Annotated in this window: 15 protein-coding genes; 10 read left to right on the forward strand and 5 right to left on the reverse strand. The window is 71.4% G+C overall.

Going from position 1 to position 13963, the window contains the following annotated elements; all coding sequences use genetic code 11:
* The first annotated feature begins 499 nt into the window (after positions 1-499).
* From OTB19_RS10180 to OTB19_RS10190, 3 genes are all read left to right on the forward strand, one after another.
* Positions 500-1036: an NUDIX hydrolase family protein gene (locus OTB19_RS10180; RefSeq protein WP_053683494.1), complete on the forward strand. Its 537-nt coding sequence runs from the start codon at positions 500-502 to the stop codon at positions 1034-1036.
* 102 nt (positions 1037-1138) lie between these two features.
* A complete protein-coding gene (locus tag OTB19_RS10185) occupies positions 1139-1774 on the forward strand; it encodes a DUF7691 family protein (RefSeq protein ID WP_267797728.1) in 636 nt (211 codons plus the stop codon).
* Positions 1775-2128: 354 nt separating this feature from the next.
* Positions 2129-2353 carry a hypothetical protein gene (locus tag OTB19_RS10190; RefSeq protein ID WP_267797729.1) on the forward strand — a complete coding sequence of 75 codons (225 nt, stop codon included), beginning with the start codon at positions 2129-2131 and terminating at the stop codon, positions 2351-2353.
* A gap of 228 nt (positions 2354-2581) precedes the next feature.
* Here the strand turns inward: OTB19_RS10190 and OTB19_RS10195 are convergent, their stop codons facing one another.
* The gene (locus OTB19_RS10195; protein ID WP_267797730.1) at positions 2582-2851 is read right to left on the reverse strand and encodes a hypothetical protein; all 270 of its coding nucleotides are present in this window, start codon (positions 2849-2851) and stop codon (positions 2582-2584) included.
* Between the two features lie 144 nt (positions 2852-2995).
* Positions 2996-4123: a glutamate--cysteine ligase gene (locus tag OTB19_RS10200; RefSeq protein ID WP_267797731.1), complete on the reverse strand. Its 1128-nt coding sequence runs from the start codon at positions 4121-4123 to the stop codon at positions 2996-2998.
* A 435-nt stretch (positions 4124-4558) separates the two neighbouring features.
* Between OTB19_RS10200 and OTB19_RS10205 the strand changes: the two genes are divergently transcribed.
* From OTB19_RS10205 to OTB19_RS10215, 3 genes are all read left to right on the forward strand, one after another.
* A complete protein-coding gene (locus OTB19_RS10205; protein WP_267797732.1) occupies positions 4559-5356 on the forward strand; it encodes a GNAT family N-acetyltransferase in 798 nt (265 codons plus the stop codon).
* Positions 5357-5430: 74 nt separating this feature from the next.
* Complete coding sequence (locus tag OTB19_RS10210; protein WP_267797733.1) at positions 5431-6048, forward strand: TOPRIM nucleotidyl transferase/hydrolase domain-containing protein; 618 nt, start codon at positions 5431-5433, stop codon at positions 6046-6048.
* 232 nt (positions 6049-6280) lie between these two features.
* Positions 6281-6553, forward strand: a complete 273-nt coding sequence (locus OTB19_RS10215; RefSeq protein WP_267797734.1) for a hypothetical protein — start codon at positions 6281-6283, stop codon at positions 6551-6553.
* A gap of 119 nt (positions 6554-6672) precedes the next feature.
* Here OTB19_RS10215 and OTB19_RS10220 read toward each other — a convergent pair whose 3' ends face one another.
* From OTB19_RS10220 to OTB19_RS10230, 3 genes are read right to left on the reverse strand one after another with little or no spacing between them, the layout of a single operon-like run.
* A complete protein-coding gene (locus OTB19_RS10220) occupies positions 6673-7035 on the reverse strand; it encodes a UBP-type zinc finger domain-containing protein (RefSeq protein WP_267797735.1) in 363 nt (120 codons plus the stop codon).
* Positions 7032-8555 carry an ATP-binding protein gene (locus OTB19_RS10225; protein ID WP_267797736.1) on the reverse strand — a complete coding sequence of 508 codons (1524 nt, stop codon included), beginning with the start codon at positions 8553-8555 and terminating at the stop codon, positions 7032-7034. The genes OTB19_RS10220 and OTB19_RS10225 overlap by 4 nt, the downstream gene beginning before the upstream one ends.
* Positions 8552-10228 carry an FAD-dependent oxidoreductase gene (locus OTB19_RS10230; protein WP_267797737.1) on the reverse strand — a complete coding sequence of 559 codons (1677 nt, stop codon included), beginning with the start codon at positions 10226-10228 and terminating at the stop codon, positions 8552-8554. The genes OTB19_RS10225 and OTB19_RS10230 overlap by 4 nt, the downstream gene beginning before the upstream one ends.
* A 231-nt stretch (positions 10229-10459) precedes the next feature.
* Between OTB19_RS10230 and ppk2 the strand changes: the two genes are divergently transcribed.
* The 4 genes from ppk2 to OTB19_RS10250 all read left to right on the forward strand — a co-directional run bounded on the left by ppk2 (position 10460) and on the right by OTB19_RS10250 (position 13945).
* A complete protein-coding gene (gene ppk2, locus OTB19_RS10235) occupies positions 10460-11434 on the forward strand; it encodes a polyphosphate kinase 2 (protein ID WP_385642776.1) in 975 nt (324 codons plus the stop codon).
* Between the two features lie 169 nt (positions 11435-11603).
* Positions 11604-12068, forward strand: coding sequence for a hypothetical protein (locus OTB19_RS10240; RefSeq protein ID WP_267797739.1), 465 nt, complete (start codon positions 11604-11606; stop codon positions 12066-12068).
* A gap of 120 nt (positions 12069-12188) precedes the next feature.
* Entirely contained in the window at positions 12189-12929 is a 741-nt protein-coding gene (locus OTB19_RS10245; protein ID WP_420716820.1) for a 2Fe-2S iron-sulfur cluster-binding protein, read from the forward strand.
* The gene (locus tag OTB19_RS10250; RefSeq protein WP_267797741.1) at positions 12926-13945 is read left to right on the forward strand and encodes an FAD binding domain-containing protein; all 1020 of its coding nucleotides are present in this window, start codon (positions 12926-12928) and stop codon (positions 13943-13945) included. The genes OTB19_RS10245 and OTB19_RS10250 overlap by 4 nt, the downstream gene beginning before the upstream one ends.
* Positions 13946-13963 lie beyond the last annotated feature (18 nt).

Genomic DNA, 13963 nt, shown 5'->3' on the forward strand with positions numbered 1-13963 from the left:
TTCACTTACGAGGTGCCCTCTTGCTCGGGTCTGATGGAAGCGTAGAAACTCCCATCATCCCAGGTCAGCGGGCACCTCTTCTGATTTCTCCATCCACAGCCCGACCACTACGCGGTGGATCCAGGCTCACGCACGACACATCCACCGCCTTCGACGTAATCCCGATCGTCGACGGGTGGAATCATCCGCGCCGCCGGGCCTGGTTCGGTCCGGTCCTTTGTAGTCGTTCGAGCAACAGCGGTGCCAATACTTGGCCTCTGATGCCAAAAACTCATCACGTGATCCCGCGCCCCCGGGCGGCCCGGCACCGGGCCCTCGGCCTCGCGGCGGGGCTGCCGCGGTGGGCGAAGGGCAGGCCCCGATCCGTCGCCGTGATCTCGCCGCCCCGATCGGCGTGAGCCGTAGCCGTGACCGGTCTTCCCGGTCGGCGGCGGTGGGCTCGACGAACCGGGTCCGGCCACTTGCCCTGTACGCCCCACCCGCAAAGTATGATCGAGCAATGTCTGACACGACCGAGACCACGCCCGGCTGGCTGACCGCGGACGAACTGGAGACGGCTCGCGCGCGCATGCCGATCCTCTACGTGGACGCGGTGCCCGTGCGCGTGGACGACAGCGGCGAAGTCACCAGCATCGGACTGCTGCTGCGCATCGGTCCGGACGGAACGGTGAGCCGCACCCTGGTGTCCGGTCGCGTCCTGCACCACGAGCGGGTCCGTGACGCGTTGCTGCGCCATCTGGAGAAGGACCTCGGCCCGGTGGCCCTGCCTCGCGTTCCCGCCTCGCCCCAGCCCTTCACCGTCGCCGAGTACTTCCCCACGGCCGGCGTCACCTCGTACCACGACCCGCGCCAGCACGCGGTGTCCCTCGCCTACATCGTGCCGGTGGCCGGCGACTGCCGGCCCCGGCAGGACGCGCTGGACCTGGTCTGGTTCAGCCCGCAGGAGGCAGCCTCGCAGGCCGTGCAGAGCGAAATGCCGGGCGGCCACGAGGTGTTGCTGAAGCAGGCGCTCGCACACGTGGGCCTGGTCTACTGACGGATCGGTCCCCGACCGTGCCGCCGCGCGCCCCCCGGTCCCCGGGGGCGCGACGAGACCCGGCAACGAACCGCTGTCAGTGCCGGTCGCTAGCGTGACCTCATGAGTTCCTCCCTGACTGTCTTCCAGCTCGACCCCGAGTTCACCCGCGCCTTCGTCGGCTCCCGTGACGACGAGGTGATCCAGGCCATCCACGGCGAGTTCGGTGACGAGATGGCCAGGGACGACGATTGGTTCTCCTCCGCCATCGCGAGCGGCGCCCCGACGTCCGCCGAGGCGTTGCACGCGCTGGTGTACGGCGGGCCGTTCAGCGAGAGCACGCAGCACGCCTTCCAGTACGGCTACGCGTACAAGCGTCTGTGCACCCTCACTGGCTCGCGTCTCGACAACTCCTGGTTCTGCCCGTTCCGGGGCGACTGGCTGGAGGTCGTCGACGAGGGACTGCGGGCTCTGCGGATCACTGCGATATCGCTCACGGAGTTCGGGCGGTACCGCGGGTTCCCCTCCATCGTCCCGTCGTACGACCTTCCGCGCTGCGGCGAGTGGACGCACGACCAGTGCGTGGAGGCCTTGGCGCAGTTCGAGGAGACCCGGCGGGAGGGCCATGCCCCGCCCCTGGACCCCGCCGTCCTCGGCGCCGTCACGGAAGTCGTCGGCTGGCTGCGTCGGGCGGAGTCGACCCGGCTGCGCCCCGCCCAGGCGCGCCCCGGTTCCGCGATCGTGGGCTTCGTCTCCTAGAGCGCGCAGAACGCGTCCGGCACCGTCCAGAACGCGTCGAGCTGCGCAAACGCGGCCCCGGTCGCCGACAAGATGCCGAGCCGCCGGTGTGTGACTAGCCTTTGTTGATGAGAGCCGCAACTGCGGGGAGCATTCTCGACCCACAGTGATGCGCCACAGCGCGAGGCTTGATCGAGTGCGCCCCGGTCCAAAAGATCCGCGACCCGACGAGGACGCGTTGACAGCGGGGACGCCATCGCATTGATGTGGCCATCTGCGCGAGCCGCGCGCATCCCCCGCGCGCGACGGCATCGGCTCCCGTGTCGCCCACGAGTGGCACACAAGAGAAGGGGAACAACCATGCAAGGACTGAGAGTGAAGCGGCTCTTCGCCATTTCGGCAGCCGGCGTTCTGATGGCCGGCGGCGCCGCCCTCGGGGCGGCCGGCACGGCCTCGGCGGCAGCCCCCACCCACTCCGTCACTTCCGTGAGCCACGGCGGCGGCTGGGATGACGACGACGACCACGGGTACAACCACGGTTGGTACGACGACGATGACGACTGGGGCGGTTGGGGCGGAGGTTATGGCGACGACTGCTGACCAGGCTTGACAGACCCGGTCCGCCGGTTCGAGGAGCCACGCTCTCCGTCATCGGCCGCCCAGGTCAGTCAGCCCCGGCACACAAGGTTCCCGCACCGGCCCGTTGGCTGAGCCGGTGCGGGGGCCTGCGGCTGCCGACCCGGCATCGCCGCCAGGTCGGCGCGGCGCCCCCGTACTCCGGCCCGACCGTCGAGACGGCGGCCCGGGGCTCCGGGGGTACAGGTGGTTCTAGTTGCCGATGCCGGCGCTGCCGAGACCCGAGTTGCCAATGCCGGCGCTGCCGATGCCCGAGTTGTCGATACCGGCGCTGCCGATGCCCGAGTTGACAATGCCGGCGTTGCCCACGCCCCAGTTGCCGATACCGGCGTTGCCCACACCCGAGTTGCCGATGCCCGCGTTGCCGACACCTCCGTCGGCGGCGGCCATGGTGGCTCCACCGAGGGTCAGGACCGCAGCGGTACCCGCGACAGCCGCCATGCGGAGAAGACGTGCACGCATCATCACATACCTCCTGTTTTCTGCTGATTCCTCCATATCTCTAGCACGCTGATCTCATGAACACGCGGCGCGACCTCACGCACGCACCCGTGTGGCGCACGTGCGGAGGGGGGCCGACCACACCGGCGCCGGGGCAGGGACCGCTCAGACCGTGGCGGCGGTCTCCACGGTGATCTCCGCACAGCGGGTGACGACCGCAGCCAGGTCCCCTCCGGCGCGCAGCAGCTCGCGCTGCACGCGCGCGCCGTTGCCTTCCCGGAGCAGGACCCCGAGACCCTCGCTGACCAGCGCGTCGTCCCCGTGGTCGCGCAGCGCGTCGCGCACGTGCCGGTAGAGGGCGTCGACGGCCTCCTCGGGAGAGGTCTTGCGCAGGGTCGCGGGATGCAGCAGGGCGCCTTCCAGACCCGAGCGTCCCGCCTGCCAGGCCGCCAGCCGCAGCAGGCTCGTACTGACCGGGGCCGGCGGTTCCCCGGCGCGCCAGGACCGGGACGCCGTCTCGACGAGCCCTCGTACGAGGGCGGCCAGCACGACCGGGGTCGACCCGTCGAGGCAGACGTCCGCGGCCCTCACCTCGACGGTGGGATAGGCGGCCGACAGTCGGGCGTCGAACCAGATCATCCCCTCGTCGTGGAGCACGCCGCTGTCGACCATGGCCCGGACCTGGCTGCGGTAGCCGTCGGCCGAACCGAAGAGGTCCACGGGACCGGCGGACGGCAGCCGGTTCCACACGCGGCTCCGGTAGCTCCCGTACCCGGTGTCCTGGCCCTGCCAGAACGGCGAGTTCGCGCTGAGCGCGGTCAGGACCGCGAGCCAGGGCCGCATCCGGTCCAGAACCGCGACGCCCTCTTCGTCCGACTCCACCGACACGTGGATGTGGCAGCCGCAGGTCAGCTGCTCCTGCGCCGTCAGCCCGAACTGCTCGGCCACCCACTGGTAGCGGCGGCCGGTGTTCAACGAGGGCTCCACCGGCAGCGGCGAGGTGCCCAGGGCGGCCACGACCGCGCCGACGCCCTGCGCGTGTCGCGCGGCCTCCCTGCGCCACCGACCGATCTCGCGCGCCAGCTCGCCCATGTCCGTGACCGGCTTGGTGGCGAACTCGACCTGCTCCTTGGCGAGCTCCCTCTCGAAGGTGTGGCCCTGCTCCCAGTCGTCCTTCGGGCGTTGCCCGACGGACCGGTCCGCCGCCTCCAGGACGTGCCCCGACAGGGCCAGTGGAACACCACTGGTGGCGTCCACCAGGAGCAGTTCCTCTTCCACGCCCACACTTCGCATGCCTTCACCCATCACATCGCCGATCAGATGCGCCCCGTCTTCCCCAGACCGCCCCCGGCCATGCGGACCGCCCCGAACGGTGCTGCGGAGCCCGCCGGGCCCACAGGGGAAGAGGGCCGGGAACCGGCCGAGCAGGGGCGGCCGAGCCGTTCCTGGTCCGGGACACGAAAGCACCGCGACCCGGTGTTGTCTCGCCGGCGCGCGGCGCGGTGCGCGGACACCCACCCGGATGTCCCGTCCGCCGCCCACGACGTTCACCGTCATGGAGCAGTTGTGCGTGCCCCGAGGCGCACGTGACAAGGGAAGCGCCGCGAAGAGGTCCGCGACGTCGGTGTCCCGTCGGCGCCGGCCCCGGACGCTCAGTGCCAGGGTCCGGGCCAGGCCGGGCAGGGCCCTGGCGGCGGCCAGGGCGGAACCTCGCCGTAGGCTGGGCGGGTGACCTTGCACAGTCTTCACGCCCGACCCGCCCTGGCCGAGCGCTTCCGGCGCGACCCGGCGATGCACCTGATGGAACTCGGCGACCTCGACGACCTGCTGTGGCCGCACACCAGTTGGTACACGGTGTCGCAGGACGGCCCGGTCGCGTTGGTGTACTCGGTCGGCGACATCCCGACCGTACTGGCCCTCGCCCGCCCGGAGGAGGACGCCCGGCTGGAGGAACTGGCCGAGGCGCTGCTGCCGGTCCTCCCCCGGCGCTTCTTCGGGCACCTCACGGGAGCCGCCGGCAAGGTGCTGGAGGCGGCGTACGAGGTACGGCCCCACGGCACCCTGCTGCGCATGGCGCTCACGGACCCCGACCGCGCCGCTCGGCACCCGGACGGCCCGTGGCGGCCCGCTCCGTTGGACCGCGGCGACCTGCCGGAGTTGCTCGCGCTGTTCGAGCAGGCCTACCCGGGCAACTGGTTCGACCACCGGATGCTCGACACCGGTCAGTACCTGGGCGCCCGACAGGACGGGCGGTTGGTGGCCGTCGCGGGCGTCCACGTCCACTCGGCCACCTACCGGGTCGCGGCGATCGGGAACGTGACCACGCATCCCGACGTGCGCGGGCAGGGCGCGGGCGGGGCGTGCGTCGCCGCGCTGTGCCGGCAGCTGGGGACGACCGTGGACCACATCGGGCTCAACGTCCGGGCGGACAACGCCACGGCCGTCGGGCTCTACCGCAGGCTCGGCTTCTCCGACGTCACCGAGTTCGCCGAGGCCACCTTCACCGCGCGGGCGGCGACCGGCTGACGCGGCGGGGGGCCGTTCGTCGAGGGCGCGGAATATCGCGTGCCGCGTCGTCGGGAACAGAGCAGACTCGCCCCATGGCGGACATACATGCATTCCGGAACGCGGTGGACGACTGGGCGAACGGCGGGCCCGGCGGGCCGGCGCGCGAACTGGCGACGCTCCTGGGGTTGCGGACCGCGGTGCTCCTGGAAGGTCCGAGCGACCTCGCGGCCGTCGAGGCGCTGGCCGTGCGACGTGGCCGGGACCTTGCCGCCGAGGGAGTGTGCGTCGTGTCGATGGGCGGGGCGATGAGCGTCGGCCGCTATGCCGGCCTCCTCGGACCACCCGGCCTGGGCCTGCGCCTCACGGGATTGTGTGACGAGCGCGAACAGCCCTTCTACGAGCGCGGATGGGAGCGGGCGGGGGCGGCGCACCGGGACGTCTTCGTGTGCGTGGCGGACCTGGAGGAGGAGCTCATCCGCGCGCTGGGCACGGCCGGGGTCGAGGAGATCGTGCGGGGCGAGGACGACCTCCGTGCTTGGCAGACCTTCCTGCGCCAGCCCGCCCAGCACGATCGACCTCGGCACCGGCAGTTGCGGCGCTTCCTCGGCACGAAGAAGGGCCGCAAGATCCGCTACGGCCGCCTCCTCGTCGAGGCCCTCGGCCCGGGGCAGGTACCGGCCCCGCTCGACGACCTCCTGAAGAGCCTGTGACCCACGCGCTCCGGCCTGGTCGCCGTGGGCCGCCGCATGCCAGCGGATGCGCCTCCCAGGGGGCTGCTCTAGCGTCGAAAGGGGAGGGGAAGGCCCTGCCGGGCCGGTCCGGTGCGGGAGCCCGGGCCCGGTGGCCGCACGTCGGCCGCATCCGCTCGGCACCGTTCCCACCGCGGATCCCGGACTTCCAGGTTCCGGGCCGCGCGATCATCCCGGAGAGCAGGTGCGTCCCATGCGTGCGTCGACCCGATTCGCAGGTGTCCTCGCCGGCCTGACCCTCGCGCTCGGCGGAGCGGGCTTCATCGCCCCCGCCGCCCACGCGGACGTCACGGCCTGCATCAACCAGGTCGAGCGGGAACTCCAGGGCGGCGAAGCCCCGGACTCGATCCGGATGGCGTGTTACGTCGGCCTGACCGGCGACCACGCACAGTGCGTCTCCGGCCTGACCGCGGGCGGCGTGACCAACGGGACCGCGGTCTCCGCCTGCCGGGTGGCCCCCAAGTAGGGCTCGGCGACTCCCTGTACGAATCGGCGAGAACCGGCGGGCGGCCCCGCGCACGAGGGTGTGTGCGGGGCCGCTCGCTGTCTTCGGTGAAGCCGCTCGGGAAGGGCAGGAGGAGCCGTTCAGTCGTGCAGCCGCTGCTGCCAGTCCTGCGGGACCCGATCGGCCGGGCCCGGCGCCGGCTGGTCCGCCGGGTGGTCGCCGGGCGGCGCCAGCTCGGGCCCGGACTCGTACAGGGCGTTCTTGGCGTAGTCCCAGAACCACTCCTCGCCCGGCTCGAAGCTCTGCACCACGGGGTGACCGGTGGACTTCCAGTGGGCGGTGGCGTGCTGGGCGGGTGAGGAGTCGCAGCAGCCGATGTGGCCGCACTGGGCGCAGCGTCGCAGGTGGACCCACCAGCCGCCGGCCGCGTCGCAGTCGACACAGCCCGTGCCCGAGGGCGCGACACTCGGGTCGATTCCGTCGATTCCGCCGGTTCCGCTCATGCCGTCTCCTCGGTGATCTCGGTGTCGGTCTCGGTGTCGGGCTCGGTGTCGGTCTTGGTGTCGGTCCCGGTCTTGGCTTCCGTCCCGGTTTCCGGGGCGGACAGGGGCAGCAGCACCTGGAAGCGGGTGTCGCCCGGTTCGGACTCGACGTGGAGGCTTCCGTGGTGCTTGCTCACGACGATCCGCCAGGAGATGTCCAGGCCGAGCCCCGTGCCTTCACCGACCGGTTTGGTCGTGAAGAAGGGGTCGAAGATGCGGCTGCGGATGTCCGCGGGGATGCCGGGGCCGGTATCGCGGAACTCCACCAGCAGCCGGTCCCCCTCCCGTGCCGTGCGCACCGTCAGTGTGCCGTCACTGCCGGTGCTGTCGATGGCGAAGACGGCGTTGTCGATGAGGTTGGTCCACACCTGGTTGAGTTCCGCGGGATAGGCGGGCACGTCCGGCACGGAGCGGTCGTACTCCTTGACGACGCGGACCCGGGGACCGATCTTGCCGGACAGCATCAGCAGGGTGCTGTCGAGGAGTTCGTGTACGTCGACGACGCGGTGCGGTGCCCGGTCGAGCTGGGAGTACTGCTTGGCGGCGTCCACCAGGTGGGAGATGCGGGTGGTGGAGTCGTCGATCTCGTCCATCAACAGCTCGGTCTCGACGGTGTAGTTGAGCCAGCCGATCGCCCCGGGCAGGACGTCCTCGGCGACGGTCGCCGCGACCTGCTCCAGCCAGTCGATGTCGAGGCCGGCCTGCACGAAGGTCGGTGCGATGCGCCACCCCTCCGGGATGCCGTGGTCGTCGAGCCAGTCGGCGAGTTCATCCTCACGGTCGGATGCCTCCAGGGGGCTCAACACCGGTGCTTTGGCCACCCGTTCGGCGGTGCGGTCCTGGATCTCGATGAGGTCCGCCAGTGCCTCGCGGGAGTAGGGGCCCTGGGCGATGACCGCCAGCTTGTGCCGCATCTTGCCCACCCGTTCGCGCAGCGTCGCGGTGGCCCGGACGGCGGCGGCGGCCGGGTTGTTGAGCTCGTGGGTGAGTCCGGCGGACAACGAGCCGAGCGCCAGCAGCCGTTCGCGCTGCCCGATGGCCCGCTGGGTGTTCTTCGAACCGAAGAAGAGCCCCTCCAGCAGGTGGGCGGCCATCGGGAACCATTCCTGCATGACGTCCGCGAACGACTGCGCGGGCAGCACGAAGAAGCGGGTCGGCTCCGTCACGCGCATCGAGTTGTTGTACGTCTGCGGTACCCGGTCACCCAGGTAGGCCTGCATGGCTCCCGAGTACACACCGCGCTGGGAGGTGCGGCTCACCTCGACGTCGTCACCGCCGACCCGGCGGGACAGCACGACGGTGCCTTCGATCATCACGTAGAAGCAGGTGGCCGGGTCGCCCTCGGTGTACACCGGGCCGGGCTCGAACCGCTCCACCCGCCCCTCGCCGCACAGCCGCCCGAGCTGTTCCGGTGAGAGCTTCTCGAAGAGGAACAGGGACGCGATCTCCTGCGGGCTGCAAGGCAGCATCTGCCCGCTCATGACTGCTCCAGGTAGCGGTGGACGAGCATCACGGCCATGGCTCCCTCTCCGACGGCGGACGCGACGCGCTTCGCGGACCGGGCGCGCGCGTCGCCCGCCACGAAGACGCCGGGAACGTTGGTCTCCAGGTGGTAGGGCGACCGGTCGAGTTCCCACTCGGCCGGCGGTCGCCCGTCCGGCGTGAGGTCCGGCCCGGCCAGGATGAAGCCGTGTTCGTCGCGCAGCACCGTGCCGTCCAGCCAGTCGGTCAGCGGTGCCGCGCCGATGAAGACGAACATCCACTGCGCGTCGACGAGTTCGGTCACGCCGCTGTCCACGTCCCGGAGCGTCAACTGCTCCAGGTGTCCGTCGCCGTGCGCGGCCTCGACGACGGTCCGGGTGCGCACGGTGATGTTCGGCGCCTCTTCGATCTGCTGGATCAGGTAGTGGGACATCGACGCGGTCAGGGACTCGCCGCGCACCAGCAGTGTCACCGACTTCGCACCCCGCGCCAGGTACATCGCCGCCTGCCCGGCGGAGTTGGCGCCGCCGACGATGTACACGTCCTGCTCCAGGCAGGAAGCGGCCTCGGTGAGCGAGGAGCCGTAGTACACGCCGCAGCCGGTCAGGTCATCGCAGCCGGGAGCCCTGAGCTGCCGGTACGACACCCCGGTCGCCAGGATGACGCTGTGCGCGGCGATCGTCGAACCGTCGGAGAACCGCACGACGCGCGCCGAACCGTTGGCCTCCAGCCCCGTGACCTCGCGCGCGGTGAGGATCTCGGCCCCGAACCGGCCGGCCTGGCGACGGGCGCGATCCGTGAGCTGCGCGCCCGACACGCCGTCCGGGAAGCCGAGGTAGTTCTCGATGCGGGAGCTCTGCCCGGCCTGGCCGCCGGTCGCGGATCGCTCGACCAGTACCGTGCGCAGTCCCTCGGAGGCCCCGTACACGGCCGAGCCCAGCCCGGCCGGGCCGCCCCCGATCACGACGAGGTCGTAGAAGTCGGCGGCCGGCGTCGTCGCGAGCCCCACCCGGGCCGCCAGCTCGGTCGCCTCCGGCTCGATCAGCACGCCACCGTCCGGGGTCACCACCAGCGGGAGGCGCTGCCCGTCGGCCCCGGCCGCCTCCAGCAGCCGCCGGCCTTCGGGCTCGTCGGAGGAGTACCAGCGGTAGGGCACCTGGTTGCGGGCCAGGAACTCCCGTACGTCGGAGGAGCGCGCCGACCAGCGGTGCCCGATCACCTTGGTGGCGGGCACCGGCTTGTGGTCGCTGGAGCGCCAGGCCACCAGCAGGTCGTCGATGACCGGGTAGAGCTTTTCCTCCGGTGGGTCCCACGGCTTGAGCAGGTAGTGGTCGAGGTCGACGACGTTGATCGCGTCGATCGCCGCGTTGGTGTCGGCGTACGCGGTCAGCAGCACGCGCCGCGCGCCCGGGTACACGCTCAGGGCCTGTTCGAGGAACTCGATGCCGTTCATCTGCGGCATGCGGTAGTCGGCCAGGATCACGGCCACCAGGTCGCCGCGCAGCTTCAGCTCGCGCAGCGCCTCCAGCGCGGACTCGCCGGATTCGGCGCGCACGATCCGGTAGGAGGCGCCGTAGCGGCGCCGCAGGTCACGAGCGATGGCACGGGACACCCCCGGGTCGTCGTCCACGGTCAGGATGACGGTCCGCGCTGTCTCGGCCACCTCTGCCATACGTCCTCTTCCCCCCCCCCCCCCGAGTCCCAGGGGCACGGCAAGCCGCCCGCGCCGGTTCCCGCCCATCGTATGTTCGATCGTCCGGGGTCGCCCCGGGACGGGCCTGGAGATGCTGATCACCTCCCGGTGGCTGCTGCGAATGCTCCCCGTACCTCCTGATCGCGGCCGACCGCGTCTGAGACCGACGCGTCGACGCCGGCGGGTGGACGGGCGAGAAGTGGGCACGGGCTGGGTGTGGACGATACGGAGAGCGGGACCGAGGGGACGCCGCGACTGCTGCGGGGTCTGACCGTGGACGCGACCCGGCCGGAGCAGCCCGTGCTGCTCGACGGTGCCGGGAAGCCCATCGAGACGTGGCGTGAGAACTACCCGTACGACCAAAGGATCGGCCGGGCTGAGTACGAGCGGCGCAAGCGGGTGCTGCAGATCGAGATGCTGAAGTTGCAGCGTTGGGTCCGCGAGAGCGGCCGGCGGCTGGTGGTGGTCTGCGAGGGCAGGGACGCGGCGGGCAAGGGCGGCACGATCAAGCGGTTCACCGAGCGGCTCAACCCCCGAGGTGCCCGGGTGGTCGCTCTGGGCACGCCCACCGAGACCGAGTCGGGCCAGTGGTACTTCCAACGCTATGTCGCGCACCTTCCCGCTGCCGGGGAGATCGTCTTCTTCGACCGGTCCTGGTACAACCGGGCCGGCGTCGAGAGGGTCATGGGTTTCTGCGAGAAGGACCAGTACCGACTGTTCCTCCGCCAGTGCCCCGACTTCGAGCGGATGCTGGTGGAGGACGGGCTCCTGTTGGTCAAGTTCTGGTTCTCGGTCTCCCGGGCCGAGCAGCGCACACGTTTCGCGATCCGCCAGGTCGATCCGGTGCGCCAGTGGAAGCTCTCCCCCGTCGACCTCCAGTCACTGGACCGGTGGCACGACTACACGACCGCGAAGGTCGACATGTTCCGGGCCACCGACACCACGCACGCGCCGTGGACCGTGGTGAAGAGCAATGACAAGCGGCGCGGCAGGCTTGAGGCCATGCGGAGCCTGCTCTCGCGGTTCGACTACGACAGCCGTGATCCGGACGCGATAGGGGAGCCCGATCCGCTCATCGTGGGGGCGGCGGGGACCCTGCTGGAGCCTGGGGAGGAGGACACCGACCTCTCGCCGACGCCGCTGTCCCGTCCGGGTGGCCGCAGGGGTGATCACCCGGAGGGCTGAGCCCGACCGCCCCTGGTGGGCGACGTCCCGTCGACCGTCGGACCCGGCGCCCTCGCATGTCGTGAACGGCGAGGAGCGTCGGGTGTGCCTACTGTCGGCGGGAAGGAGAGAGGCGGAGGTGTGGGTACGTCTCCGCGCGCAACGCCGCCGATGCGAAGGGCCGCCTGGGATGAGCGAACACGATGACGACCGCACCGCCCCCGACTCGGGCCACGATCGCCCGAGCGGAGTGAGCGACGAGACGGTGGAGGCTCTGGGAGCCCTGTCCAAGGCGCTGGAGACGACGGAACGGGCCCGCGGCCACCTCTACGGCTTCCACCAGCTCACCGGAACGGCCGACTTCGAACTCGACGACGCCGTCCGCCTCCTGCACCTCGCGGGGCACCACCGCGAGGCGGAAGCGGTCCGGCGCGAGATCCTCGGGCGCAACGTCATCCCCGGACACTGGACGTTCCAGATCATCGAGGCGTACAACGCGACGTACCACCGCCCCTTCGTCGAGCTCGAACAGCAGATCGTGCGCGATCTCGCGCAGGGCCGGGACCACCTCTTCGAGGCCGAGTTGAAGGCGCGGCGCCGCACGACGGGGCATCCGGCCCACACCCCGGGACCGAAGAGCGCGGGGACCGACTGAGCGGGTCGCGTGCGTGGCGGGCGCCGGACACGCGACGCCCCGGCTGTCGTGACTGCCGTGGATGCGTGACGGTCGCGGGCCGGGGCCGTCGTGACTGTCGCGGATGCCGGGGCGTGTGGGATGACCGAGGCTGGGAAGTCGACGGGATGTACCGCCCGTAAACGGACATGGAGGGCAGTCGTGGCTGCGCACGGAACAAACCCCCCGGACCAGGTCGCTTCCGGCATCCCACCGACCGGTACCCATCCGGCCGATGCCCATCACTCGCGTATCGCGCTGCGCGTCAACGGTTCGGATCACGTCCTCGACGTGGACCACCGGGCCACCCTCCTCGACGCCCTGCGCGAGCGGCTCGACCTCACCGGGTCCAAGAAGGGCTGCGACCACGGCCAGTGCGGTGCCTGCACCGTCCTCGTGGACGGTCGGCGTGCCAACAGCTGCCTGTTGCTCGCCGTGGCGCAGGACGGAGCCGAGGTCACCACCGTCGAGGGACTCGCCGACGACGACGGCTCGCTGCACCCGCTCCAGGCGGCCTTCCTGGAGCACGACGCCTTCCAGTGCGGCTACTGCACCCCCGGCCAGCTCTGCTCCGCGCTCGGGGTGCTGCGGGAAGCCGCCGCCGGCCATCCCTCGCACGTCACCGACCCGGCGGTGGCGGCGTCGACGGGCCCTGTCGCGCTCAGCGCCGAGGAGATCAGGGAACGGCTCAGTGGCAACCTCTGCCGCTGCGGGGCCTACAACGGGATCGTCGACGCCGTCTCGGACGTCTGCGCCCGATCCGCCTCGGCGAAGACCACCGCCCCGAGCACCACTGCGGGTCCCGCCCCGAGTCCCGTCCCGCGCCCGGACGTGATCGTGTGAAGCCGTTCGGGTACGTACGGGCCACCAGCCTCCAGGAAGCCGCGGCGGCCTACGCGCGGCACCCCGGCTCCCGCTACCTCGGCGGCGGCACCAACCTCGTCGACCTCATGAAGCACGACGTCGAGACGCCGGGCACCCTCATCGACCTCACCCGGTTGCCCCTCCACGAGGTCGAGGAACAGCCCGCTGGGGCGCTCCGTGTCGGAGCCCTCGTGCCCAACAGCGACCTGGCCGCGCATCCCCTCGTCCGCTCCCGGTACCCCGCGCTGTCCCAGGCCCTGCTGGCCGGTGCGTCGGGGCAGTTGCGCAATGTCGCCACCACCGGCGGCAACCTGCTCCAGCGCACCCGGTGTCCGTACTTCCAGGACGTGTCCAAGCCCTGCAACAAGCGCGAGCCCGGTACCGGCTGCGGTGCCCGCGACGGCGTGCACCGCGATCACGCCGTGCTCGGCCACTCGGAGCAGTGCATCGCCACGCACCCCTCCGACATGGCGGTGGCCCTCGCCGCTCTCGACGCCGAGATCGAGCTGTACGGGGGCGAGCAGGGCACCCGGCGCGTGGCGGCGACGGAGTTCCACCGGCTGCCCGGCGAGGAGCCCGAGCGGGACACCGTCATCCGGCCCGGAGAGATCATCACCGCCGTGGTGCTTCCTCCCGCGTCCACCGGGGCCGTCTCCCGCTACCGCAAGGCCCGCGACCGGGCCTCGTACGCCTTCGCCCTGGCCTCGGTGGCCGCCGTCCTCGAACTCGACGACGGCCGCGTCCGACACGTCGCGCTCGCCTTCGGCGGTCTCGCCCACCGGCCCTGGCGTGCGACGACCGCCGAGGAGCGACTGATCGGCGCCGAGCCCACCGACGACGCCGTACGCGGGGCCGTCGAGGCCGAGCTGACCCGGGCCCGGCCGCTGCGTGACAACGCGTTCAAGGTGGGCCTCGCCCGGCGTCTGGCCTGCGACGTACTCGGCGGCCTGGTCCGTTCGGCCGGCGAGCCGCCTCCCGTCCCCCGAACGTCTTGACCCGCCCGCACCGCCCGC

Source organism: Streptomyces sp. H27-H5 (assembly GCF_026627505.1).
Taxonomy (GTDB): domain Bacteria; phylum Actinomycetota; class Actinomycetes; order Streptomycetales; family Streptomycetaceae; genus Streptomyces.

What these genes read in the sequence shown, in the direction of transcription:
- OTB19_RS10180 (WP_053683494.1), top strand. Translation starts at nt 500, where the DNA reads ATGTCTGACACGACCGAGACCACGCCCGGCTGGCTGACCGCGGACGAA.
- OTB19_RS10185 (WP_267797728.1), top strand. Translation starts at nt 1,139, where the DNA reads ATGAGTTCCTCCCTGACTGTCTTCCAGCTCGACCCCGAGTTCACCCGC.
- OTB19_RS10195 (WP_267797730.1), bottom strand. Translation starts at nt 2,851, where the DNA reads ATGCGTGCACGTCTTCTCCGCATGGCGGCTGTCGCGGGTACCGCTGCG.
- OTB19_RS10200 (WP_267797731.1), bottom strand. Translation starts at nt 4,123, where the DNA reads ATGCGAAGTGTGGGCGTGGAAGAGGAACTGCTCCTGGTGGACGCCACC.
- OTB19_RS10210 (WP_267797733.1), top strand. Translation starts at nt 5,431, where the DNA reads ATGGCGGACATACATGCATTCCGGAACGCGGTGGACGACTGGGCGAAC.
- OTB19_RS10215 (WP_267797734.1), top strand. Translation starts at nt 6,281, where the DNA reads ATGCGTGCGTCGACCCGATTCGCAGGTGTCCTCGCCGGCCTGACCCTC.
- OTB19_RS10220 (WP_267797735.1), bottom strand. Translation starts at nt 7,035, where the DNA reads ATGAGCGGAACCGGCGGAATCGACGGAATCGACCCGAGTGTCGCGCCC.
- OTB19_RS10225 (WP_267797736.1), bottom strand. Translation starts at nt 8,555, where the DNA reads ATGAGCGGGCAGATGCTGCCTTGCAGCCCGCAGGAGATCGCGTCCCTG.
- OTB19_RS10230 (WP_267797737.1), bottom strand. Translation starts at nt 10,228, where the DNA reads ATGGCAGAGGTGGCCGAGACAGCGCGGACCGTCATCCTGACCGTGGAC.
- OTB19_RS10240 (WP_267797739.1), top strand. Translation starts at nt 11,604, where the DNA reads ATGAGCGAACACGATGACGACCGCACCGCCCCCGACTCGGGCCACGAT.
- OTB19_RS10245 (WP_420716820.1), top strand. Translation starts at nt 12,189, where the DNA reads ATGACCGAGGCTGGGAAGTCGACGGGATGTACCGCCCGTAAACGGACA.